Source organism: Pseudomonas sp. DNDY-54 (assembly GCF_019880365.1).
GTDB lineage: Bacteria > Pseudomonadota > Gammaproteobacteria > Pseudomonadales > Pseudomonadaceae > Stutzerimonas > Stutzerimonas stutzeri_P.
Window position 1 is genome coordinate 3,192,215 of the sequence record NZ_CP082271.1, and the last position, 22,843, is coordinate 3,215,057.

General features: G+C 60.6%; 21 protein-coding genes. 7 read left to right on the forward strand and 14 right to left on the reverse strand.

The annotated features are described in order from the left end of the window. Positions 1–10: 10 nt before the first annotated feature. The 3 genes from K4O48_RS14770 to putP (K4O48_RS14780) all read right to left on the reverse strand — a co-directional run bounded on the left by K4O48_RS14770 (position 11) and on the right by putP (K4O48_RS14780) (position 3,539). Positions 11–1,417, reverse strand: a complete 1,407-nt coding sequence (locus tag K4O48_RS14770) for an alpha/beta hydrolase (protein ID WP_222909145.1) — start codon at positions 1,415–1,417, stop codon at positions 11–13. A 318-nt stretch (positions 1,418–1,735) separates the two neighbouring features. Further along, a complete protein-coding gene (locus tag K4O48_RS14775; protein WP_222909146.1) occupies positions 1,736–1,903 on the reverse strand; it encodes a hypothetical protein in 168 nt (55 codons plus the stop codon). 151 nt (positions 1,904–2,054) lie between these two features. Continuing rightward, positions 2,055–3,539 (reverse strand): sodium/proline symporter PutP, encoded by a 1,485-nt coding sequence (gene putP / locus K4O48_RS14780; protein ID WP_222909147.1) that lies wholly within the window; start codon positions 3,537–3,539, stop codon positions 2,055–2,057. Positions 3,540–3,904: 365 nt separating this feature from the next. Between putP (K4O48_RS14780) and K4O48_RS14785 the strand changes: the two genes are divergently transcribed. Continuing rightward, entirely contained in the window at positions 3,905–4,129 is a 225-nt protein-coding gene (locus tag K4O48_RS14785) for a DUF3203 family protein (RefSeq protein WP_222909148.1), read from the forward strand. A gap of 86 nt (positions 4,130–4,215) precedes the next feature. On the opposite strand, the gene putP (K4O48_RS14790) is transcribed toward K4O48_RS14785, so the two are convergent. The 3 genes from putP (K4O48_RS14790) to K4O48_RS14800 all read right to left on the reverse strand — a co-directional run bounded on the left by putP (K4O48_RS14790) (position 4,216) and on the right by K4O48_RS14800 (position 10,084). Then, positions 4,216–5,700 carry a sodium/proline symporter PutP gene (gene putP / locus K4O48_RS14790; protein WP_222909149.1) on the reverse strand — a complete coding sequence of 495 codons (1,485 nt, stop codon included), beginning with the start codon at positions 5,698–5,700 and terminating at the stop codon, positions 4,216–4,218. A 206-nt stretch (positions 5,701–5,906) separates the two neighbouring features. Further along, complete coding sequence (gene putA, locus K4O48_RS14795; protein WP_222909150.1) at positions 5,907–9,068, reverse strand: bifunctional proline dehydrogenase/L-glutamate gamma-semialdehyde dehydrogenase PutA; 3,162 nt, start codon at positions 9,066–9,068, stop codon at positions 5,907–5,909. 260 nt (positions 9,069–9,328) lie between these two features. Then, positions 9,329–10,084: a helix-turn-helix transcriptional regulator gene (locus tag K4O48_RS14800; RefSeq protein ID WP_222909151.1), complete on the reverse strand. Its 756-nt coding sequence runs from the start codon at positions 10,082–10,084 to the stop codon at positions 9,329–9,331. A 141-nt stretch (positions 10,085–10,225) separates the two neighbouring features. Between K4O48_RS14800 and lon the strand changes: the two genes are divergently transcribed. The 4 genes from lon to cmoB all read left to right on the forward strand — a co-directional run bounded on the left by lon (position 10,226) and on the right by cmoB (position 14,961). Next, positions 10,226–12,607 (forward strand): endopeptidase La, encoded by a 2,382-nt coding sequence (gene lon, locus K4O48_RS14805; protein WP_222909152.1) that lies wholly within the window; start codon positions 10,226–10,228, stop codon positions 12,605–12,607. A 163-nt stretch (positions 12,608–12,770) separates the two neighbouring features. Further along, on the forward strand, positions 12,771–13,160 hold the full coding sequence (locus tag K4O48_RS14810; RefSeq protein ID WP_222909153.1) for a protease inhibitor I42 family protein: 390 nt from the start codon (positions 12,771–12,773) through the stop codon (positions 13,158–13,160). Positions 13,161–13,222: 62 nt separating this feature from the next. After that, on the forward strand, positions 13,223–14,002 hold the full coding sequence (gene cmoA / locus K4O48_RS14815) for a carboxy-S-adenosyl-L-methionine synthase CmoA (RefSeq protein WP_222909154.1): 780 nt from the start codon (positions 13,223–13,225) through the stop codon (positions 14,000–14,002). Further along, the gene (gene cmoB / locus K4O48_RS14820) at positions 13,999–14,961 is read left to right on the forward strand and encodes a tRNA 5-methoxyuridine(34)/uridine 5-oxyacetic acid(34) synthase CmoB (RefSeq protein ID WP_222909155.1); all 963 of its coding nucleotides are present in this window, start codon (positions 13,999–14,001) and stop codon (positions 14,959–14,961) included. The genes cmoA and cmoB overlap by 4 nt, the downstream gene beginning before the upstream one ends. On the opposite strand, the gene K4O48_RS14825 is transcribed toward cmoB, so the two are convergent. Further along, positions 14,958–15,182, reverse strand: coding sequence for a hypothetical protein (locus K4O48_RS14825; protein ID WP_312846485.1), 225 nt, complete (start codon positions 15,180–15,182; stop codon positions 14,958–14,960). The two genes, cmoB and K4O48_RS14825, sit on opposite strands and share 4 nt — an antisense overlap. A gap of 213 nt (positions 15,183–15,395) precedes the next feature. On the opposite strand from K4O48_RS14825, the gene K4O48_RS14830 reads away from it, so the two are divergent. Together K4O48_RS14830 and K4O48_RS14835 are read left to right on the forward strand one after the other, a co-directional pair. Beyond that, positions 15,396–16,286: a LysR substrate-binding domain-containing protein gene (locus K4O48_RS14830; protein WP_222912112.1), complete on the forward strand. Its 891-nt coding sequence runs from the start codon at positions 15,396–15,398 to the stop codon at positions 16,284–16,286. A 17-nt stretch (positions 16,287–16,303) separates the two neighbouring features. Then, positions 16,304–16,513 (forward strand): DUF2905 domain-containing protein, encoded by a 210-nt coding sequence (locus K4O48_RS14835; protein WP_222909157.1) that lies wholly within the window; start codon positions 16,304–16,306, stop codon positions 16,511–16,513. 22 nt (positions 16,514–16,535) lie between these two features. Here the strand turns inward: K4O48_RS14835 and pdxJ are convergent, their stop codons facing one another. The 7 genes from pdxJ to lepA form a co-directional block, all read right to left on the reverse strand. Next, positions 16,536–17,282 (reverse strand): pyridoxine 5'-phosphate synthase, encoded by a 747-nt coding sequence (gene pdxJ / locus K4O48_RS14840; RefSeq protein WP_222909158.1) that lies wholly within the window; start codon positions 17,280–17,282, stop codon positions 16,536–16,538. Next, positions 17,275–17,967 (reverse strand): DNA repair protein RecO, encoded by a 693-nt coding sequence (gene recO, locus K4O48_RS14845; RefSeq protein WP_222909159.1) that lies wholly within the window; start codon positions 17,965–17,967, stop codon positions 17,275–17,277. The genes pdxJ and recO overlap by 8 nt, the downstream gene beginning before the upstream one ends. A 99-nt stretch (positions 17,968–18,066) precedes the next feature. Beyond that, complete coding sequence (gene era / locus K4O48_RS14850; protein ID WP_222909160.1) at positions 18,067–18,978, reverse strand: GTPase Era; 912 nt, start codon at positions 18,976–18,978, stop codon at positions 18,067–18,069. Continuing rightward, positions 18,971–19,660 carry a ribonuclease III gene (gene rnc / locus K4O48_RS14855; protein ID WP_222909161.1) on the reverse strand — a complete coding sequence of 230 codons (690 nt, stop codon included), beginning with the start codon at positions 19,658–19,660 and terminating at the stop codon, positions 18,971–18,973. Before rnc ends, era begins: the two co-directional genes overlap by 8 nt. After that, positions 19,657–20,034, reverse strand: a complete 378-nt coding sequence (locus K4O48_RS14860; protein ID WP_222909162.1) for a DUF4845 domain-containing protein — start codon at positions 20,032–20,034, stop codon at positions 19,657–19,659. Before K4O48_RS14860 ends, rnc begins: the two co-directional genes overlap by 4 nt. Positions 20,035–20,123: 89 nt before the next feature. Continuing rightward, entirely contained in the window at positions 20,124–20,981 is an 858-nt protein-coding gene (lepB, locus tag K4O48_RS14865; RefSeq protein ID WP_222909163.1) for a signal peptidase I, read from the reverse strand. Further along, positions 20,981–22,780: a translation elongation factor 4 gene (lepA, locus tag K4O48_RS14870; protein ID WP_222909164.1), complete on the reverse strand. Its 1,800-nt coding sequence runs from the start codon at positions 22,778–22,780 to the stop codon at positions 20,981–20,983. The genes lepB and lepA overlap by 1 nt, the downstream gene beginning before the upstream one ends. Positions 22,781–22,843 lie beyond the last annotated feature (63 nt).

The following is a 22,843-nucleotide window of genomic DNA, read 5'->3' on the forward strand; positions in this document are numbered from 1 at the left end:
CGCTAGTGAATCAATTGCTCGGGCAAGCCGGCAGCGCGGACCGATTCTGCGTGCCGTCGTTACGCGTGAACTCGCAGCCATAGGCGGGATTGGCTACGACGCGCGGGTTAAGGACGTTATCGCCGGCCGGCTTGATGCCCTGCTGCTCCCACTGCAGCATCGCCGCCATCGCTTCGACCTGTTCCTGGTAGGTGAAATCGCAGTGGCTAGGCGCGCGAATGGCGCGTTGCACCAGCAATTCCCCGTTGCCATTGGCTTCGGCGTTGCGACGGTAGATCTGCTGATGCTTGAACGGCACGTACAGGTCGCCGAGCGTGTGAATGCTGACCACCGGAACGTTGAACTGGCCGTTCACGACCGGAATCCAGCGCAGGCCGTCCGGGCGGATGCTGTTGGCCGGCGGATGGCCAATCACGCGGATGATCGAGTCGTTGAATTCGCGCTCCTCACGGGACATCGCCTTGTTCGTATCGAACTGGTAGCGCGTGGCGAGGTTGCCCGAAAGCGAATCGGCGAGGATGCCGTCGACCGAGCCATCACGGCCCCCCGTCCCCAACACGACACTTTGCAGGCTGGTACGGAAGCCTTCGGCGAAGATTGGGCGCTCGCCACCGCTGAGCTCACGCACGATGCCTTCCAGTTTCTCGCCCTGTGGCGATGGATCGGTCGGATAGGTTTCCCACAGCGCGCCGATGATTTGCGGCAACTTGGCCTGGAAGTCGGTCGCCGGGAAGCTGGTCGGCCCCTGACCTGCCAGGTGCTGCGCGGCCAGGGTGAAATTCATCAGGTACTCGAACTCGTACACATCGCCGGTCACGCCGCACATTGGCACCGAGCCGCTGTAGCGCACCGGATTGTTCGCGGTGACGTAGGTCTCGGCCTCGACCGCAGCGGCCGCGACATGACCGCCCATGGAGTGCCCGGTGATATAGGTTTTGCTCGGCTCAGCCTTGCCGGTCAGGCTGCTGAAGGCCAACGCCAGGGCATTGGTGTCTTCAATGCCGGCGCGGACATCGTAGTAATTCTTGCTGTAGCTGGAGGCGGCCCAGGCATAGCCCTGTTGCAGCAGCCATGGGCGGATGGGCGGTGGCCCGACGGTAAGCTCCGGGCCTGTGCCCCGAAAGCCGTGCGCATACATCACCAACATGCCGTTCCAGTTCGGCGGCACTTCGATCTGGTACGACGATCCCTCGTAGATACCGGTCCAGCGCTCGCTCGGCAGGCCCGGGAATGGCGCCAACGGTGATTCAACGGGGAAGAAGGTGCGCGAATCCTGCGCGCGCGCTTCGCTGTTCGATACCGGCGGTTTGATCGGCTTGGAGCGTGCCTGAACATCGGCGGCTATTCCGATGGTGCCGACCAGCATTACGCCGGCAACGGCACGCGCACAGGCTGAAGCCAACTTGCTTGGGAGCATGGATGTTTCCTCGGTTGTTTATTGTTTTTGTTTTTTGCAGGGCGAGCTTTGCCGGGCTTGCCAAGCGCAAGCGGAACACGCACTTCGACTAACCGTGGCAGAAAGCTTGGACCTGTCAAATGGCCCAACGGCTCGGGGGATGAGCGGCAGTATGGTCTTGGGAATATGACGACTGGGGTGTCGCTTATGGCGCACCCGTCGCGGCGTCCGTTGGCGACGAAGGGCAGCCTCTGGAATAGGCGCTAGGACGGACGGGGGATTTCCAATAAGCGCGACTGAGTGGCGACGGCCACCCAGTCCGCTGGGGTTACGCCTGTATCAGCAGTTGCCCTTCTTGGCCTGGCCAGGTGGGCAGTGGTTACCGCCGTGGCCGCCACCGTCGCCAACATCAATGCCGATGCCCGGCAAACGCAGGCTGCAGCCGGTCATCAACAGAGCCGCCAGCACGACGGTTACGGCACGAATGGTCACGGATTGCGCTTTCATTGGAATACTCCTGAATTTCCTAGCGGAGGCGCCCAGAACCGGCACCCGACGCGGAGTATCCGTCCCCGGAGCGAGTAACAACAGAAGAATTACAGGTGAAGCGAAGCGCGAGGATCATCGCCGCGGTGGCGATGATCCCGGCGCGGGGCGATCAGCCGGCGTGGTATTCGGCGTCGGCCGCTTCGAAGCGACGCTGAATGGTCGCTGCGGGCTCTTTACCCATCAGGCTGACAACGTAGATGGCGATGCTGGCGAGGATGAAGCCCGGGATGATTTCGTACAGCCCAAGGCCGATGAATTCCTTCCAGACCACCACGGTGATCGCACCGACCAGCATGCCAACGAGCGCGCCGTTGCGGGTCATGCGTTTCCAGACCAGGGAGATCAGGACCACCGGACCAAAGGCAGCCCCGAAGCCCGCCCAGGCGTAGGAGACCAGACCCAGCACCTTGCTGTCCGGATTCGACGCGATGCCGATGGCGATCAATGCGATCAGCAGCACCATGCCGCGGCCGACCCAGACCAGCTCGGTTTGCGAGGCGTTCTTGCGCAGCATGGCCTTGTAGAAGTCCTGCGTCAGGGCACTGGAACTCACCAGCAACTGCGCACTGAGCGTACTCATGACGGCGGCCAGTACGCCGGACAGGATGATGCCGGCTACCCAGGGGTTGAACAGCAGCTTCACCAGTTCCATGAACACGCGCTCGCCGTTCTCGGTCACCGCGCCGGCCTGCCCGGGGTTATCGGCGAAGTAGGCAATACCAAGGAAGCCCACGGCCACCGCGCCAGCGAGGGTCAGGATCATCCAGGCCATGCCGATGCGGCGGGCGTTGGGGATGGTCTTCACCGAGTCAGCCGCCATGAAGCGCACCAGGATGTGCGGCTGTCCGAAATAACCCAGCCCCCAGCCAAGCAGGGAAATGATCGCGATAAAGGACAGCCCTTTGAACATGTCGAAGTTCGACGGATCCTGCGCGGCGATGGTGTCCATCGCGGTGCCCATGTCGCCCAGCGCGAGAATGACGAATACCGGGGTGATCAGCAGCGCGAAAATCATCAGCGTGGCTTGCACGGTGTCGGTCCAGCTCACCGCGAGGAAGCCCCCAATAAACACATAAAGGATGGTCGCCGCAGCGCCAACCCACAGCGCCGTGCCGTAATCCATGCCGAAGGTGGACTCGAACAGGCGGGCACCCGCGACGACACCGGAGGCGCAATAGATCGTGAAGAACACCAGAATGACGAGTGCCGAGAAAATCCGCAGCAGACGGCTGGTGTCCTCGAAACGGTGGGAGAAGTAGTCAGGCAGGGTCAATGCGTTGTGGTTGTGTTCGGTATGCACCCGCAGTCGTCCGGCGACGAACAGCCAGTTCAGCCACGCACCGGCAATCAGGCCGATGGCAATCCAGCTTTCCGACAGCCCGGCAACGAAAATCGCGCCCGGCAAGCCCATCAGCAGCCAGCCACTCATGTCCGACGCGCCCGCAGAAAGCGCCGTGACGAAACTGCCGAGGCTGCGGCCGCCGAGGATGTAGTCGTCGAAGTTCTTGGTGGCGCGATAGGCGATAAAACCGATGAGGATCATCGCCGCGATGTAGATCACGAAGGTGATCAGGGTTGGGTTACTCACGTTCATTGTTATGTATTCCTTGTGCTGCGGAGGCTTTCCTCCGCCTCCACTGACGACACGTTAACGTTGGGATGCGAAGCGTCGGCAACGGATGGCCGAGTAACCGCAAAGCATAGCGTCTACTTGGCGGCTTGGCTTGTGGCCGGACGGGTTTTGTCTTCGGCAGGTGCCCAGGCGCAACCTGATCGCAACCTGATGCTGCCTAGCTGAGCGAGGCTGCCGTACCAACCGAACACCGCGCGCCGCGCGCCGCGCTTCGCCCTTGGCTTTGGCCCCTTCGCCCGCAGGCAACGGATCGGCCTCGGCGGGGTCAGAGCACTATGGAACGCGCACGCCAGTGCCGAGCCACACGACATACCTGGAGGTCCGTCATGTCAGTCACCATCGATATCCCCACCGGCACCTGCTCCGCCACCGTCGCCGGCCAAACCTACCGCAGCGCGATTATGGATGTGCGCATCAGCACCGACCCGGCTGCCCGCATGTCGGTGGCGCACATCGACAGTGCCAGCGTTCATTTGCCCGAAGACCAGGCCGAGCACCTGATCGCTGCGGGCGCCAAGGACGAGCGCGAAAACCTTATCGTTGATGACTGAGCGCCAGTCGCTGGCGAAGTGGCAAGCGAATAAAAAACCCCGCTGCCAAGGCTGGCAGCGGGGTTTTGTTTATCTGAACGAGCGGATCAGCGACCCTGGTACTCGTTCTCGGCGTCTTCGAAACGCTTGATCATGCTCGGCGACGCACCACCGCCAACTTTGCTGAAGATGACGATCGCAAGGCTGGCGAGGATGAAGCCGGGGATGATCTCGTAGAGCCCCAGCCCGACGAATTCCTTCCACACCACGACCGTCACCGCGCCAACGATCATGCCGGCCAGCGCGCCGTTGCGCGTCATGTGCTTCCACAGCAGTGAGATCAGCACCACCGGCCCAAAGGCGGCACCGAAGCCTGCCCAGGCGTAGGACACCAGGCCCAGCACCTTGCTGTCCGGGTTGGAGGCGATGCCCAGCGCGATGAAGGCGATCAGCAGAACCATGGCACGACCCACCCAGACCAACTCGGTTTGCGAGGCGTTCTTGCGCAGCATGGCCTTGTAGAAGTCTTGCGTCAGGGCGCTGGAGCTGACCAGCAGCTGGGCGCTGAGCGTGCTCATGACGGCCGCCAATACGCCGGAGAGGATGATGCCGGCGACCCAGGGGTTGAACAGTATCTTCACCAGCTCCATGAAAACGCGCTCGCCATTCTCGGTCACCGGACCGGCCAGTTCCGGGTTACCGGCGAAATAAGCGATGCCGAAGAAGCCCACGGCCACAGCACCGGCCAGCGTCAGAATCATCCAGGCCATGCCGATGCGACGGGCGTTGGGGATGGTCTTCACCGAGTCAGCCGCCATGAAGCGCACCAGGATGTGCGGCTGGCCGAAGTAACCCAGGCCCCAGGCCAGCAAGGAGACGATGGCGACAAAGGACAAGCCGTTGAACATGTCGAACGCGGCCGGGTTCTGTGTGGCAATCGTATCCATCGCCGCGCCCATGTCGCCCAGCGCGAGGATGACGAACACCGGCGTGATCAGCAGCGCGAAGATCATCAGCGTGGCTTGCACGGTGTCTGTCCAGCTCACCGCGAGGAAGCCGCCGATGAACACATAGAGAATGGTGGCCGCCGCACCGATCCACAGCGCGACGTCGTACGAAATGCCGAAGCTGCTCTCGAACAGACGCGCGCCGGCGACCACGCCGGACGCGCAATAGATGGTGAAGAACACCAGCACGACGAGCGCCGAGAAGATTCGCAGCGTGCGGCTCTCGTCCTCGAAACGGTGGGAGAAGTAGTCCGGCAGGGTCAGCGCGTTCTTGTTGCGCTCGGTATGAACACGCAAGCGGCCGGCCACGAACAGCCAGTTCAGCCAGGCACCGGCGATGAGGCCGATGGCGATCCAGCTCTCGGACAGGCCCGCGACGAAGATCGCCCCCGGCAAGCCCATCAACAGCCAGCCGCTCATGTCCGACGCGCCCGCCGACAAAGCGGTGACGAAACTGCCCAGACTGCGCCCGCCAAGGATGTAGTCATCAAAGTTTTTGGTGGCTCGGTAGGCGAAGAAGCCAATCAACAGCATCGCGCCGATGTAGATCACGAACGTGATCAGGGTGGGTGTACTGATGCTCATTTTGTTCCCTCATTAGTTGTTGTGGATGGGCGAGCGGTTATTCCCGATCCCACCTGGCAGAGGGCGATGGCGGTTCGCGCCATCACCGAGGACGGGCTCACCTGAGCCCATCAGAGGCGGAAGAGCAATCCGCCAACTGTTCTGTTGTTCTATTCAACCGGCAGTCCCTGAACCGGGCCGCCGGCCGTATCCCGCCGGGTCGACGATCAGTCGTCGCCGAGCGACAACAAGGACGCGTTCCCCCCGACAGCAGTGGTGTTGGTAGACGTGGTGCGCTCGTTGACGAAGCGCAGCAGGTAGCTCGGGCCACCCGCTTTCGGGCCGGTGCCAGACAGGCCACAGCCACCGAACGGCTGCACACCGACCACGGCGCCCACCTGGTTGCGGTTGACGTAGAGGTTGCCGACCCGCGCCAGCGCCTCGATGCGCTCGGCGGTTTCCTCGTTGCGGCTGTGGATGCCGAGGGTCAGGCCGTAGCCGGTGGCGTTGATATCGGCGACAACCTTTTCCAGGTCCGCCGCATCGAAACGCACCACGTGCAGCACGGGACCGAACTGTTCTTTCTTCAGCTCGTGGATCCCGCCGATCTCGAACGCCACTGGCGCAACGAAATGGCCATTGAGGCTGCCCGGCAGTTTGGCTTCGGCGATCACCTTGCCTTCGGCCTTGAGCTGCTGAATATGCGCCAACAGGCCGTCACGCGCTTCGGCATCGATCACCGGGCCCAGGTCGTTTTCGCGGAGATGGGTCGGGCCGACTTTCAGCTGGTCCATCGCGCCTTTGATCAGCTCGATTACCCGATCAGCGATGTCTCGCTGCACGTAGAGCACACGCAGGGCGGAACAACGCTGGCCAGCGCTGGTGAAGGCCGAACCGATGGCATCCTTGACCACCTGCTCAGGCAGCGCGGTGGAGTCGACGATCATCGCGTTCTGGCCGCCGGTTTCGGCGATCAGCGTAGCGATGGCGCCCTCTTTCTCGGCCAGCTGGCGGTTGATGATGCGCGCCGTGTCGGTGGAGCCGGTGAAGCACACACCGACCACACGCGGATCGCGGCAGAACACGCCGCCAAGGGTCGCGCCGTCGCCCGGGAGGAAGGCAATCGCTTCCTTTGGCAGACCGGCTTCGAACATCAGTTCCAGCGCGCGCGCAGCGATCAGGCTGGTCTGCTCGGCGGGCTTGGCCAGCACGGTATTGCCGGCGACCAAGGCTGCAGTGATCTGACCGAGGTAGATCGCCAGCGGGAAGTTCCAGGGGCTGATGCAGACGAATACGCCACGGCCTTCGTGGAACAGCTCGTTGCGCTCGCCGGTCGGGCCCTTGAGTTCTTCACGCCCAAGTTTCAGGCGAGCCTGCAGCGCGTAATAACGGCAGAAATCCACGGCTTCACGGACTTCGTCGATGCCGTCCTGCAGAGTTTTGCCGGCTTCCAGCGTGCACATGGCCATCAGCTCGGCGCGGTTGGCTTCCAGCAGGTCACCAAGGCGTTCGAGAATCTGCGCGCGCTGCTCGATGGGCGTCGCGTTCCAGCGCGGCCAAAAAGCTGACAACCCGTCGATGGCCTGTTTGGCCTGCTCGGCAGTGGCGAACTGGGCAGTGCCGACTTCCTGGCTGAGTTGATACGGGCAATGCACCTTGTGCGCTGTGCCAGTGAGCTTCTGCCCGCCGATCACTGGCGCGGCTTGCCACTGGCGATCAAGGAAGGTCTGGTAGGCGCTGGACAGGTCGTTCCACTGAGTCTGGATGTTCATGTTGATGCCTTGCGAGTTGGTCCGATTGCCGTACAGCGCCGGCGGGAGCGGGATGCGATGGTTGCCGAGGGTCTTGAACTGACGCAGCTGGGTGACCGGGTGATCAATTAGGGTCTCGACCGGCACGCGCGGGTCGACCAGCTGATGGACGAAGGATGAATTGGCGCCGTTCTCAAGCAGGCGCCGCACCAGATACGGCAGCAGGTCCTTGTGAGCACCAACCGGCGCGTAGATGCGCACGTTCTTGCGGTACTTCTCGATCACCGTGTCATAGAGCGCGTCGCCCATGCCATGCAGGCGCTGGAACTCGAACTCACGCGGGACTTTCAGCTCGCCCACCATCGAAAGAATGCAGCTCACCGTGTGCGCGTTGTGGCTGGCGAATTGCGGGTAGATCACGCCACGGGTGTGCTCGGACAGCAGATACCGGGCGCAAGCCAGGTAGGAGGTGTCGGTGCCTTCCTTGCGGGTGTAGACCGGATAGCCATCGAGACCCTGAACCTGGCACTGCTTGATCTCGCTGTCCCAGTAGGCGCCTTTAACCAGACGCAGCGGGATGCGGGCGTTCAGCTCTTTACCCAGTAGGGTCAACCAGACCAGCACCGGCAGGCAGCGCTTGGAATAGGCCTGGATCACCAGACCAAACTCGCCCCAGCCAGCAATGGCCGGGTCACGCATCAGTTTCTCGTAGAGTTCCAACGACAGTTCGAGGCGGTCGGCTTCTTCGGCGTCAATGGTGATGCCGACGTCGAGCTTGCGCGCCAGGATGGCCAGCTCGCGGACGCTTTCGAACAATTCGGTGAGCACACGCTCACGTTGGGCCACTTCGTAACGCGGATGCAGCGCGGACAGCTTGATCGACACCGACGGTCGCGGGCCGGGGCCAACCTGCGGCTCGGCACCGACGGTTTCCACCGCCTGACGGTAATCGGCCATGTACTTGCGCGCATCTTCATCGGTCAGCGCCGCTTCGCCGAGCATGTCGAAGGAATAGGTGTAGCCCTTCTCGCGCTCGGGGCGGCCGTTCTTCAGCGCTTCGGAGATGGTCCGGCCAAGCACGAACTGCTTGCCCATCAGCTTCATCGCCTGGTTCATCGCCGCGCGGATGACCGGCTCACCGGAACGCTTGACCAGTCGACCGATGACATTCTTCGGACGGCCGTCGGAATTGTCCGGGTCTACGACCTTGCCAGTCATCACCAGGCCCCAGGCGGCGAAGTTGACCAGCACGTTGTCGCTCTGGCCGAGGTGGCGTTCCCACTCGGCGGCGTTGAGCTTGTCGCGGATCAGGGCGTCGGCCGTTGCCGAATCCGGCACGCGCAGCAGCGCTTCGGCCAGGCACATCAGCATCAGGCCTTCATGGGTATCCAGGCTGTACTGACGCAGCAGCGCATCTAGGGTGTCGACGGCATTGTCGCGGCCACGTACCGCTTCGATCAGGGTACGAGCTTCACGGCGGATGGCTTCGATGCCCGCTTCGCCGGGATCGGCGAGCTGCAGCAGTTCGTTCAGGTAGGCCGCCTCGTCAACGCTGTAGTTGGCGCTGATGACGGGAAAGAATTCGGCGGCTTTCAGGTTGGCGAAATCGCCCTGCAAGACTTGACCGGCTTTGAACATCGCGCCGCTCCTCTCGTGGAGTGTTGTTGTGTGGAACTGGCTCGACGAGCGATCTGAGCGGTGTATTGCACAGCGGTTCGCCGAACGGGTAGGCGAATCTACGGCGGGGGCGTTTTGGGTTGTTGCGCAAAACTACGGATCTTTTACAAAAAGCTACGCGTTTTGATAACCGTCAAACTGCTGTCACAGAAAGCCGTTAGGCGCGACAGGAGGCGACCAGCGAAGGGAGAAACGGACCGAAACCGTGCATTCGACGTCGGTTAATCATCGCCACACCGTAGTCGTTTCGGCGTCAGCCCGAGGTAGCGCCGCGTCGCTGTGGTGAGCGCACTCTGGCTTGAGAAACCACACTCTTCCGCGATTCGGACCAACGGCAGCGGACTCTCCCGCAGCAATCTCGCGGCGCGATCCAGCCGGCTTTTCAGCAGGTATTGGTGAGGGGTCAGGCCAACGCTGTCTTTGAACTGAACATGAAAGTGGCTCGGGCTCAGGCAAACAACTTGTGCGAGCTCAGCCACGGTGATCCGGCGCGCCAGATTGCGTTCGATGTGCGCATCCAGACGCGCCACGTCCAATGGCCCCTTGGGTTGGCCTGTTGCCTCGCCAAAGACCCGCAAATGCAAGGCCCGCAGCAGCACACCGCCCAACGCACGCGCCAGCAGCGGATCGCTGCCGTAACGTGCCAGCTCAGCACCGGCGTAATTGAGGAGGTTGTGGAAGTCGGCATCCAGCGCCGGGTAGCGTGGCGTCTCGAATAGCTGGGCCAGCAGGCGAGGATCATCCGCGCTCAGATCCTGCTCATCAAGATCGATGATGAGCATGCGGTTCTCACCCTTGCCTGCGAACTCGTGCTCGGCATGGCCTGGCACCAGACACGCGCGCATGCGGCAAACCTCACCGCCCGAGCCGTCCACTTCGAACTCGGCGCTGCCCGCGAGCGACAGGACCAACTGATGGTAGTCGTGGGCGTGTTCGTGGGCCTGATCATCAAGGCGAAGCAGACGGGCATTGAGCATGGTGAGTACCTGACGTATTGCCGCACTTTACCGGAGGCATGAGCGCTTTCACAGCCGGGGGCAAGCGCCAAAGGCTGCAATCGGATTGAAATCATTTGGCGGATACCCATCTAAAGAGCACGTACTCGCAACAGGTGCCGCATGAACGACGACATCAATCAGGATTTTGAGCAGAACATTTCTTCTACCGGTCTGGCGCTGCCGGATCAGAACCTGCCCGACAAGCTGTATATCGTCCCGGTGCACAACCGGCCCTTCTTCCCCGCTCAGGTGTTACCGGTCATCGTTAACGAAGACCCGTGGGCAGAAACCCTGGAGCTGGTGGCAAAGACACCGCACCAGCGCCTGGCCCTCTTCTATATGGATACGCCGGCGCCGGATGCGGCCAGTTTCGATCCGGACAGCCTGCCTGACCACGGCACCATGGTTCGCGTGCATCACGCGTCGAAGGAAGGTGGCAAGCTGCAGTTCGTCGCCCAGGGTATGGCCCGGGTCCGAATCAAGGGCTGGCTGCGCCGTAAACCACCTTACCTCGTGGAGGTCGACTACCCGCAGAGCGACGAGGACCCACGTGACGAGGTCAAGGCCTACGGCATGGCGCTGATCAATGCGATCAAGGAGCTGCTGCCGCTCAACCCGCTCTACAGCGAAGAACTGAAGAACTACCTCAACCGATTCAGCCCGAACGCGCCGTCTCCGTTGACCGACTTCGCCGCCGCGCTGACCACGGCGCCAGGTATCGAGCTGCAGGAAGTCCTGGACACTGTGCCCGTCCTCAAGCGCATGGAAAAAGTCCTGCCGCTGCTGCGCAAGGAAGTCGAGGTCGCCAAGCTGCAGAAAGAGCTGACCGGCGAAGTGAATCGCAAGATCGGCGAACGCCAGCGCGAGTTCTTCCTCAAGGAACAGCTGAAGATCATTCAGCAGGAACTGGGCATCACCAAGGATGACCGCAGCGCCGACGCCGATGAATTCCGCTCTCGCCTGGAAGGCAAGGTGGTGCCACCTGCCGCGCTGAAACGTATCGACGACGAACTGACCAAACTGTCGGTGTTGGAGGCGGGTTCGCCTGAATATGCGGTGACGCGCAATTATCTGGACTGGGCGACCTCAATGCCCTGGGGCCTGTACAGCGAGGACAAGCTCGACCTTGAACGGGCGCGGAAAATACTCAACGAGCACCACGCCGGGCTCGATGACATCAAAAGTCGGATCATCGAATTCCTCGCCGTGGGCGCATTTCGCGGCGAAATCGCCGGGTCCATCGTGCTGCTGGTCGGCCCACCAGGCGTAGGCAAGACCAGCATCGGCAAGTCGATTGCCGAATCGCTGGGCCGCCCGTTCTACCGGTTCAGTGTGGGTGGCATGCGCGATGAAGCCGAGATCAAGGGCCACCGGCGTACCTACATCGGCGCCCTGCCCGGCAAGCTGGTGCAGGCACTGAAAGAAGTTGAAGTGATGAACCCGGTGATCATGCTCGATGAGGTGGACAAGCTGGGCAACAGCCACCAGGGCGACCCGGCGTCAGCGTTGCTGGAAACCCTGGACCCGGAACAGAACGTCGGCTTTCTCGATCATTACCTCGATCTGCGTCTGGACCTGTCCAAGGTGCTATTCGTCTGCACGGCCAACAGCCTCTATTCGATTCCCGGACCGCTGCTGGATCGGATGGAGATCATCCGTCTGTCTGGCTATATCACCGAGGAAAAGCTGGCGATTGCCAAACGCCACCTCTGGCCGCGGCAGCTCGAGCGTGCCGCCGTGCCGAAAAAACGCCTGGCGATTAGCGATAGCGCGTTGCGCCATTTGATCGAAGGTTATGCACGCGAGGCTGGCGTGCGGCAACTCGACAAACAGCTCGGCAAGCTGGTGCGCAAGGCCGTGGTCAAGCTGCTCGATGAGCCCGAAAGCAAAATCAAGATTGGTCCGAAGGATATCGAGAGTTATCTGGGCATCCCGTTCTGGCATCCGGAACAACTGCTCACCGGGGTCGGGGTCGTCACCGGCTTGGCCTGGAACAGCATGGGCGGCGCCACGCTACCCATCGAAGCCACGCGCATTCATACGCTCAATCGGGGTTTCAAACTCACCGGCAAGCTCGGTGATGTGATGAAGGAGTCAGCCGAGATCGCGTTCAGCTATGTGAATTCGCACCTGAAGGAATTCAAAGGCGATCCCAAGTTCTTCGACCAGGCCTTCGTGCACATGCACGTACCGGAAGGCGCAACACCCAAGGATGGTCCGAGCGCCGGCATCAGCATGGCCAGTGCCCTGTTGTCTCTGGCGCGCAACCAGGCGCCCAAGAAAGGCGTGGCCATGACCGGCGAACTCACGCTGACGGGCTTGGTACTACCGATCGGCGGTTTGCGTGAGAAGGTCATCGCCGCGCGCCGCTTGAAGCTATACGAGCTGATCATCCCCGAACTGAACCGAGGGGATTTCGAAGAGCTGCCTGATTATCTGAAGGAAGGCCTGACGATGCATTTCGCCAAGCGATTCAGCGACGTGGTGAAGGTGCTGTTCTGATCGTCGGCGACGGGCCGTGCGATGCATGACGGCCCGTCGCGATGCTTTGTCCGCGTGGCGGTTGCGCCGCGATCGCGAATGACTTTACGCCTGCGCCTTCACGTCTTATGGTTTTCAGCGACGCCTGCGTTGTTCTCCTTCTTTTTCTCCTGAGCCCATCACCATGTTGCTTGCCCGTCTCCTTTCATTTGCTCCTCTGCTCGTGCTTGCCGGCTGCGCCACGACTCCGCCCAGCAGCGTCGCGCTGAACGATGATGCGGACTGTCCGGTGAACTTGCAGCGAGGGCAGACGCTGATCGTCACGTTGCCGAGCAATCCCGCCTCGGGCTACCGCTGGCATCTGCGCGACGTGTCGAACGAACAACTGAAAAGCCTCGGGCCGGAGGTATTCAGTTCGCCAAAAACGGACGTGATCGGTGGCGACGGCATGTCCACTTGGCGCTTCGAGGCAGCTGACGCCGGTAGCGGGCGCCTCTACCTGACGTATGAGCGGCCTTGGGAAAGCGAATCTGAGCCGGCCGGTCTGTTCGACTGCCGTATCGAGGTCGAATAACCCCAGGGGCAGTTCGCCGGCTGTCCAGTTGGCAAGGGCGATCGGCCTGGCTTTCCGCTACAATGCCGCCCCTGTTTTTCAGCTGCCCAGACACCGCCGTGAGCCACGAACCCGATCGCCTGTTCGCCCAGCCCCTCGCCCAGCCCCAGGACTTTGTCTTCAACGAAGATGTGGTGCGGGTCTTTCCCGACATGATCAAACGCTCGGTTCCGGGCTATCCCACTATTGTCGAGAACATCGGTGTGCTGGCTGCGCAATTTGCCCAGCCGAACACCTGCCTCTATGACTTGGGATGCTCGCTGGGCGCCGTGACGCAAGCGTTGCGCCGGCACGTCAAGACAGACAATTGCCAGGTAATTGCCGTCGATAACTCTGCCGCCATGGTCGAGCGCTGTCGGGAATATCTGCATGGGCAGGACTCGATGTTTCAAGAGTTGCTCCCGGTCGACGTGATCGAAGCGGATGTGCTCAACCTCGCATTCAAGCCCGCCTCACTGGTCGCGCTCAACTTCACGCTGCAGTTCATCCCCCCCGAGCAGCGGCCAGCCCTGCTCGGCGCCATACGCCAGGCGCTGGTTCCCGGTGGCGCGCTGATCCTCTCCGAGAAGTTGCGGTTCGAGGACGAGCAGGAGCAAGCACTGCTGACCGACCTGCATATCGCCTTCAAACGCGCCAACGGCTATAGCGAGCTGGAAATCGCCCAGAAGCGCAGCGCCATCGAGAACGTGATGAAGCCCGACAGCCTGGAAACCCACCGCCAGCGCCTGATCGACGCCGGTTTTTCCAAGGTGGTGCCCTGGTTTCAATGCCTGAATTTCGCCTCGTTGATCGCCCTGCCATGAATCTCGATCTCACTCCCCTCGCCTGGCGTCTGGCCGGTACTCCGCTGGCAGCGTGGGCAAACGGCCTGCAACAGCAACTCGACAGCAAACTCGCGATTGGCCACGGTGACCTGCCGCGCTGGCGTCGCGCCGTCGATGCGTTGCCGGATATCACGCCGACCGCGGTCGAGCTGAGGGCGGAGTTCCGCCTGGAAGCTGGCTGCGACGAGGCCTGCCGTGCCGTGACGCACGACGCGCTGTTCGGCCTGTCCCCCTGGCGCAAAGGGCCGTTCAATGTATTCGGTGTACACGTCGATACCGAATGGCGCTCGGACTGGAAGTGGGACCGCGTTTCACCGCACCTGGATCTGAATGGCAAACGCATCCTGGATGTTGGCTGCGGCAACGGCTACTACATGTGGCGGATGCTCGGTGCCGGCGCCGACTCTGTGGTCGGCATCGATCCGAACTGGCTGTTCTTCTGCCAGTTCCACGCGATGAAGCGCTACCTGGAAGAGCTGCCTGTCTGGCATCTCCCCATGGCACTGGAAGAACTGCCGCCTAAGCTCGAAGGATTCGACACTGTCTTTTCCATGGGCGTGCTCTACCACCGTCGCTCCCCCGTCGACCATCTGCTCGACCTCAAGGATTGCCTGGTCAAAGGCGGCGAATTGGTCCTGGAAACCCTCGTGGTCGAGGGCAACGAGCACACCGCCCTGGTCCCGGAGGACCGCTACGCGCAGATGCGCAATGTCTGGTTCCTGCCTTCGGTCGCCGCGCTGGAATGCTGGCTGCGCCGCGCCGGATTCGTTGACGTGCGGTGCGTCGACGTCAGCGTCACCAGCATCCAGGAGCAGCGCAGTACGGACTGGATGCGCTATCAATCTCTGCCGGATTTCCTAGACCCGCAGGATCATGGAAAAACGATCGAAGGCCTGCCCGCTCCGATGCGCGCCGTGCTGATCGCACGCAAGCCCTAACGCAGCGCGCGGCCCCTGCGCTGTTCTTCAGCCAGCTGACGCAACGGCGCTTGTGCTTTTTCCAGCACGCGCGGCCGGCTCAAGTCACGCATCCGCAATTGCCGGTCGCTGAGCGTGAGCAGGCGCCGATAGAGGCGGCGCTTGCGCCAGGCCGCGAACCAGTCGAGCGCCAACGTCTGCAGCTCAACTGGCCACATGGCCGGCAGATAGACATCCGGCATCGCTGGGCCTCTTCGCGGATCGTTTGGTTCATCTATGAATCGTCGGTCTGAACACTTCATCACGTCCTCCTAACCTGCAGGGCGCTCAGGCGCACCCGGAGCCTGCCGACCGAACTGGCCGGTGGAACCAGACTGAGTGACCTTGACGATTCAGACAAACGACTAGAATAGAACTATCGGTTAAACAAAATTGAAGGTCAGCCCATGCCCGGAATGCCCGAACAGCTTCCCCAGTCCGCCATGCCGTTGCTGGAAATTGACGTGCTCCGCACCTTCGTCTCGATCGCTGAAACCGGTAGCTTTACCCGCACGGCGGGCCAGATATTCCGGACCACTTCAGCCGTCAGCATGCAGATCAAGCGCCTCGAAACCATGCTCGGCTGTGCGCTGTTTATTAGAGAGGCCCGCCGCATCACCCTAACCAGCGAGGGTGAGCGCCTATTGAGCTATGCCCGCCGGCTGCTGAAACTCAATGAGGAAGCGGTAAGCGCGTTTGTCACGCCACAGCTGAACGGCCAGGTACGTTTCGGTACGCCCGCCGATATCGGCACTCATATCTTGCCGGGGCTGCTGTCCCTTTTTGCACGAACCCATCCGGGCATCGAGGTGAACGTCTCGGTTGGGCGGAGCATCGACATGATTCAGCGCATCGACGCCGGTGAGCTGGACGTGGCGCTCATCAGTGTCGGTAACCTTGGTCAGGACGATTCGCGCGGGGAGGTCATCCACAGCGAGCCGCTGGTCTGGGCCGGACGCGCTGGAGGCGTCGCGGTCGAGCGCGATCCGTTGCCCTTGGCGTTGTCCACGCCTGAATGTGCGTGGCGCCGCCAAGCGCTGGATGCACTAGACAGAGCGGGACGGTCGTATCGAATCGCCTATTCCAGCGAGCAGTGCGCGGGCCAGGAAGCCGCAATGATCGCCGATCTTGCGGTGGCGCCCTACCCGTTGAGCTTGGTCAAGCCGCCGCTCAAACGCTTGGACGAAGGCGTAAGTCTCCCATCGTTGGGCGTGTACAGGATCAACCTCTTATGCGCCCCCGGCTGCAGTGAGCCCGTAGAAGTCCTTGCACGGCATGTCGTCGCAGCGTTTGCCGCCTACCACTGAACAGAACAGGAGACGACATGGCGAAAGGGTTGATTGCCGCAGGGTTATTGCTGCTCCTGCTCGGCGTGGTGCTTCATTACGCGCCGGGCCTGTTGAGCTGGTTCGGCAAATTGCCAGGTGATATCCGCATCGAGTCGGAGCGCAGCAGAACCTTCATCCCCGTCACGTCGATGATCATCCTGAGCGTGGTGCTGACGGTTCTGCTGAATATCTTCTTCCGACGCTAGCGTATTACGGAACCGCCCCGCTTCAGCCGCGCGCCGCCGCGGTGAGGATGAGATGCTTCATCTCCTTGACGGCCTGTTTGAAACCAACAAACAGCGCATGAGCAACAATTGCGTGCCCGATGTTCAGCTCATTGACGCCACGGATCGCCGCGATGGGCTCGGCATTGTGGTAATGCAGACCATGACCGGCATTAACGATCAGGCCATGGCTCAGCCCAGATTCGACGCCATCGCGGATCCGAGCCAGCTCGCAGGCCCGTTCGGCCACGCCGTGCGCATCCGCATAGCGCCCGGTGTGCAATTCAATGGCCGGCGCGCCGACACGCGCAGCGGCTTCAATCTGCCGCGGGTCTGCGTCGATGAACAACGACACCTCTGCACCGCAGGCGGCGAGTCGAATGACCGCCTCACGAATGCGCGATTCCTGACCGGCGACGTCCAGGCCGCCTTCGGTGGTGAGCTCTTGACGAGTCTCCGGGACGAGGCAGACATGCTCAGGGCGCAGCTGCTCGGCAAAAGCCAGCATCGCCTCGGTAACCCCCATTTCAAAATTCATCCGGGTCTGCAGCGCGTCCTTCATCATCAGCACGTCGCGCTCCTGGATGTGGCGGCGATCTTCGCGCAGGTGCACCGTGATCCCGTCCGCCCCCGCTTCTTCGGCATCCAGCGCAGCCTTCACGGGATCGGGATAACGGGTGCCACGTGCCTGGCGCAGGGTGGCGACATGATCGACATTGACGCCTAGCAGGATTCGATTGGCTTCAGTCACGCGGGACCTCCTTGATATTCATGAACAGTTCACGGCTGACCAGAGGCCGGCCACCAAGATGCGGCGCCAGGGCCTGACGCATCAATCTTTTAGCTGCTGCCAAGGCACCGGGCACGTTCCAATCGGCCTCGGCCATGGCGAGGAGTTCCGCACCGTTGAACAAGCCGGGTTGGAATAGACCCACCGGTTCCAACCCGGTATCCGGCAACAGTCGATAGAGGCACGCGCTGTCGATCGGTTTCCCCGAAATGTCCTGATCGAGGGCGAAACCGTAGCCCAACTCGGTCAACAACCGCCATTCGAAGGCTCGCAATATAGGCTCGAGCGGACGCTTCGCCGCCAGCGCAGGCAGCGTCGCGACATAATGTTCGAACATTGCGGGATGCGCGTCTTCGGCGGGCAACAACCGGATTAATAACTCATTGAGGTACATCCCGCTGAACAGCGCATTGCCATCCAGCCAGTAGGCCAAGCCGCCGCTTTCCAGACGGGCCACCGCCTTGAGATCGCTACGCCCGCGAAACTCAACCTCGAGCGGTACGAACGGCCTCGCCAGGGTTCCGGCCTTGCCTCGTGCGCCGCGAAGGACGGCGCGCAGCCTTCCTTCGGGTGTAAAGAAATCCACCAGCGCGCTGCTCTCGCGGTACGGCCGGCTGTGCAGAACAAAGGCGGATTGTGAAGTCATCAGATGGCCAAACCCCACCAAGCCGGCTGTCGCCCATACGTCAATCGCGACCTGTGGCTGCAACTAACCATCGGGTGGAGCTAAAGGAAGCGTCGGTCGTTAGCTATAGCCCAGCGAATGCAGCGCCCGCTCGTCATCGGACCAACCGCTCTTCACCTTGACCCAGAGATTGAGCATGACCTTGGAATCGAACAGCACTTCCATGTCCTTACGGGCTTCTTGGCCAATGCGTTTAATGCGCTCGCCTTTGTCGCCAATGATGATCTTCTTCTGACCATCACGTTCGACCAGAATCAGCGCATGGATATGCAGAACATGCCCTTGCTGCTTGAAGTCTTCGATCTCGACGGTGATCTGATACGGCACTTCAGCGCCCAGCTGGCGCATGATCTTTTCGCGCACCAGCTCGGCTGCAAGAAAACGGCTGCTGCGATCGGTGATCTGATCTTCCGGGAAGAAGTGATCGCCTTCGGGCAGATGGGACGCGACTAGCTTCTCGAACACGTCCAGATTCTGCCCGTGCTGGGCGGAAATCGGCACGATTTCAGCTTTCGGAAGCTGCTGTGCAAGCCATTCGAAATGGGGCAGCAGCTCGCCCTTGTCTTCCACTCGATCAGTCTTGTTGACGGCAATGATCACCGGACCTTCAACATACTGAATGCGTTCCAGCACCAGTTGGTCTTCATCGGACCAACGGGTACGGTCAACCACGAATACAACGACATCGACGTCCTTGAGGGCCGAGGATGCCGTGCGATTCATATAGCGGTTAAGTGCGGTCTCGCCGTTTTTATGCAGGCCGGGCGTATCGACATAGACCGCCTGAACAGCGCCCTCGGTCTTTATCCCCAGCATGTTGTGACGCGTAGTCTGTGGTTTGCGCGAGGTGATCGCGAGTTTCTGCCCGAGCACGTGATTGAGTAACGTCGATTTGCCGACGTTTGGACGACCGACAATCGCAACGTATCCGCAGCGGCTTACTGCGTCGTCCTGCTGGTGTTCATCAGTCATGTCCATTCTCCACGCCCAATGCGATAAGTGCCGAAGCAGCGGCAACCTGTTCGGCGATACGCCGGCTGGCACCTTGCCCTTGCGTTTTCTCGTTCAGCAGCGCGATCTGACACTCCACGAAAAACGTCCGGCAGTGCGGCTCACCTTGAATTGCCACCACTTCGTATTTCGGCAGTTCGCACGCGCGTGACTGCAGGAACTCTTGCAGGCGGGTCTTCGGATCCTTGTTGGTGTCGACCAGCGTCAGCCCGTCCAGTTCGTTGGCGAGCCAGGCGAGTACACGGTCGCGCGCACTCTCCATACCGCTATCGAGATAAATCGCACCTATAAGCGCTTCCAGCGTGTCAGCCAGAATGGATTCACGCCGAAAACCACCGCTCTTCAGTTCGCCCGACCCCAGTCGGAGGTATTCGCCGAGCTCGAAACCACGGGCCAGGACCGCGAGGGTCTCTCCTTTGACGAGACGCGCCCGCAGCCGGGAAAGCTGCCCTTCCTTGGCTTGCGGAAAGTGGTTGAACAGCGCCTCGCCGGCAATGAAGTTGAGGATCGCATCGCCAAGGAACTCAAGCCGTTCATTGTTGCGTCCGGCATAGCTGCGATGCGTCAGGGCCAGGAGCATCAGCTCCTGGTCCTTGAATTGGTAACCGAGCCTACGCTCGAGACGGGCTAACGAAGTGCTCACGGCATCCTTAGGCGATATTCTTTGTCGAAGTTCGCCACCAGATCGAGGTTACGGATCAGGGGCTCGCGTTTTTCGTAATCCAGATGGACCTTGAACTCATTATTCTCGATGACGACTTTCAGCGCCTCCTCAAGATTGAGGTCGCGAATGCCATTTACATCCATCCCTTTGCGGACGTGGCTGTAGAAGTCTCGAACGGTACGGACTTCCATCGACTTGTCACTTTCCACTCCGCTAATGATCTTGTCCATGGACATATAGTCGAAATAATGCGGCAACATCTTGAATGCAGTACTGGCGAAGAATGCCACCAGCGCGAGCACCATGATCCAGCTCAGCATGGACAGCCCTTTTTGCGAACGAGCAAAACTCATGTCGACCTCTATGTCGTACGTTACCCACCGATCGGGGCCGCTCAAATATAACGGGGCGGCCCGGCGGAACCAGGCCCTGATTCACAGACTCAGTGAATCAGACCAACCCGGGAGAAATGTGGAAGATTGCTGAACTTCGGATCCGGCCAGCTCATCCATACCGCGAACGCCTTGCCGACGATATTGCGGTCCGGAACCATGCCGGCAAGCTCCGCTGGAATTGCCGCGTCTTGCCAGTAACGGCTGTCGTTGGAGTTATCGCGGTTGTCGCCCATCATGAAGTAGTGACCTTCCGGGACGCGCCATTCGCGGTCAGGCTCGACTCGATACCGACCCATCTCTTTTCGAATCAGGTGCTCGACCTCACCCAGCTTCTCTCGGTACAGCTTGGCACTACCCAGGCTTCCCGGCTCCTCGCCGATCAGCACCTCGGGTACCGGCTTACCGTTGACGCTGAGCCGCTTGTCGCTGCTGTACCGAACCACATCACCCGGCAAACCAACGACACGCTTGATGTAATTGATGTTCGGATCGCTTGGGTAGCGAAACACCATGACGTCGCCGCGCTTCGGATCGCTGACCTCAATGACTTTAGTGTCTACAACCGGCAGACGAATGCCGTAGGCGAATTTGTTGACCAGAATGAAATCGCCCACTTCCAGTGTCGGGATCATGGAACCAGACGGGATTTGGAACGGCTCAATAAGGAAGGAGCGCAGGACCAGAACAATCGCCAGCACCGGAAAGAACGATTTGCCGTATTCGATCAGAACCGGCTCCTTGTTCAAGGCGTCCAGTGTCGATTGATCAGGCTCGCCCGCGGTACGCCCTTCATAATTGGCGATCGCAGCCCGGCGGCGTGGCGCAAAGAACACCACATCGATAAGCGTCAGAAAACCACACACCGCAACGGCAATAACCAGCAACAGCGGAAAATTGATCGACATCAGCTATCTACCTTCAACACCGCCAGGAACGCTTCTTGCGGAATCTCTACGTTGCCAACCTGCTTCATTCGCTTCTTGCCCGCTTTCTGCTTTTCGAGAAGCTTGCGCTTGCGGCTTACATCACCACCATAGCACTTCGCCAGAACGTTCTTGCGCAACGCCTTGACGGTGCTTCGAGCGACGATTTGGCCGCCGATGGCAGCCTGAATAGCCACGTCGAACATCTGGCGAGGAATGAGCTCCTTCATTTTCTCGACCAACATGCGGCCTTTGTAGTGCGCGTTGTCGCGGTGAACGATCAGCGCCAGCGCATCTACTTTTTCGCCATTGATCAAGATATCCAGACGGGTCAGATTCGCCGATTGGAAGCACTCGAAGCTGTAGTCCAGCGAAGCGTAGCCACGGCTGACAGACTTCAGGCGATCAAAGAAGTCCAAAACCACTTCGCTCATCGGCAGGTCGTAGCGCACCTGGACCTGAGACCCGAGGAACTGGAGGTCCTTCTGCACGCCGCGCTTCTCGATACACAGAGTAATAACGCTACCCAAGTGCTCCTGAGGTACCAAAATATTGGCCCTGACGATGGGCTCTCGCATGTCTTCGATCGAGGACAGATCGGGTAGTTTGGATGGACTGTCGACGTAAAGCGTCTCGCCGTTCTTGAGCGCCAACTCGTAGACCACCGTGGGTGCGGTGGTGATGAGATCCAGGTCATATTCGCGTTCCAAACGCTCCTGAATGATCTCCATGTGCAGCATGCCAAGGAAACCTATGCGGAAACCAAAGCCTAGTGCATCAGAGCTTTCCGGTTCGTACTGCAGCGCGGCATCGTTCAGGGTGAGTTTCTGAAGCGCTTCGCGGAAATCTTCGAAATCGTCCGAGCTGACCGGGAACAATCCGGCATAGACCTGTGGCTTGACGCGTTTGAAGCCGGGCAGCATTTCCACGTCCGGGGTGTTGAACAGTGTCAGGGTGTCACCGACCGGGGCACCGTGAATGTCCTTGATCCCAGCGATAATGAAGCCTACTTCGCCGGCTTTCAGGTCCGCCGTACTGCTGTGTTTAGGGTTGAACACGCCAACACTGTCGACTTGATGGGTCTTGCCGGTCGACTTGACCAGAACCTTGTCGCCTTTCTTGATCCGACCATGGCGAACCCGTACAAGCGAAACCACACCAAGATAATTGTCGAACCAGGAATCAATGATCAGGGCTTGTAGCGGCGCATCGATCTCGCCCGTGGGCGGTGGGATTACCTGCACCAGCCGCTCAAGAACATCGTCGACACCCATGCCGCTTTTAGCGCTGCACGCCACCGCATCGGTGGCATCAATACCAATGATGTGCTCGATTTCGTCTTTGACTTTATCGGGATCGGCCTGCGGCAAATCCATCTTGTTCAGTACCGGCATGACCTCCAGGCCCTGCTCGATAGCCGTATAGCAGTTGGCGACAGACTGCGCCTCGACACCCTGACCTGCGTCGACAACCAACAGCGCACCTTCACAAGCCGCCAGTGAACGGCTGACCTCATAGGTGAAGTCAACATGTCCGGGGGTATCAATAAAATTCAGCTGGTACGTTTTACCGTCCCGGGCTTTGTAATACAGCGTTACGCTGTGCGCCTTGATAGTGATGCCACGCTCACGCTCAAGGTCCATCGAATCCAGCACCTGCGCGTTCATCTCACGTTCGGTCAGGCCGCCGCACATTTGGATGAAACGATCAGCCAAGGTCGACTTGCCATGATCGATGTGCGCGATGATGGAGAAATTGCGGATATGACTCAGGTCGCTCACAGCTAAACACTCGAATAAGCCGCAGGCAGATTGCCCGCTGAAAATAGCCGCAAAGTGTACCTG

Coding starts and splice junctions, on each gene's coding strand:
- cmoB (WP_222909155.1), top strand. CDS start 13,999: ATGAATCTCGATCTCACTCCCCTCGCCTGGCGTCTGGCCGGTACTCCG.
- recO (WP_222909159.1), bottom strand. CDS start 17,967: ATGACTTCACAATCCGCCTTTGTTCTGCACAGCCGGCCGTACCGCGAG.
- putA (WP_222909150.1), bottom strand. CDS start 9,068: ATGTTCAAAGCCGGTCAAGTCTTGCAGGGCGATTTCGCCAACCTGAAA.
- K4O48_RS14860 (WP_222909162.1), bottom strand. CDS start 20,034: ATGAGTTTTGCTCGTTCGCAAAAAGGGCTGTCCATGCTGAGCTGGATC.
- lepB (WP_222909163.1), bottom strand. CDS start 20,981: ATGTCGATCAATTTTCCGCTGTTGCTGGTTATTGCCGTTGCGGTGTGT.
- putP (WP_222909149.1), bottom strand. CDS start 5,700: ATGAGCATCAGTACACCCACCCTGATCACGTTCGTGATCTACATCGGC.
- K4O48_RS14785 (WP_222909148.1), top strand. CDS start 3,905: ATGTCAGTCACCATCGATATCCCCACCGGCACCTGCTCCGCCACCGTC.
- K4O48_RS14800 (WP_222909151.1), bottom strand. CDS start 10,084: ATGCTCAATGCCCGTCTGCTTCGCCTTGATGATCAGGCCCACGAACAC.
- putP (WP_222909147.1), bottom strand. CDS start 3,539: ATGAACGTGAGTAACCCAACCCTGATCACCTTCGTGATCTACATCGCG.
- K4O48_RS14770 (WP_222909145.1), bottom strand. CDS start 1,417: ATGCTCCCAAGCAAGTTGGCTTCAGCCTGTGCGCGTGCCGTTGCCGGC.
- lon (WP_222909152.1), top strand. CDS start 10,226: ATGAACGACGACATCAATCAGGATTTTGAGCAGAACATTTCTTCTACC.
- cmoA (WP_222909154.1), top strand. CDS start 13,223: ATGCCGCCCCTGTTTTTCAGCTGCCCAGACACCGCCGTGAGCCACGAA.
- era (WP_222909160.1), bottom strand. CDS start 18,978: ATGACTGATGAACACCAGCAGGACGACGCAGTAAGCCGCTGCGGATAC.
- K4O48_RS14810 (WP_222909153.1), top strand. CDS start 12,771: ATGTTGCTTGCCCGTCTCCTTTCATTTGCTCCTCTGCTCGTGCTTGCC.
- K4O48_RS14830 (WP_222912112.1), top strand. CDS start 15,396: ATGCCCGAACAGCTTCCCCAGTCCGCCATGCCGTTGCTGGAAATTGAC.
- K4O48_RS14825 (WP_312846485.1), bottom strand. CDS start 15,182: ATGCCGGATGTCTATCTGCCGGCCATGTGGCCAGTTGAGCTGCAGACG.
- K4O48_RS14775 (WP_222909146.1), bottom strand. CDS start 1,903: ATGAAAGCGCAATCCGTGACCATTCGTGCCGTAACCGTCGTGCTGGCG.
- K4O48_RS14835 (WP_222909157.1), top strand. CDS start 16,304: ATGGCGAAAGGGTTGATTGCCGCAGGGTTATTGCTGCTCCTGCTCGGC.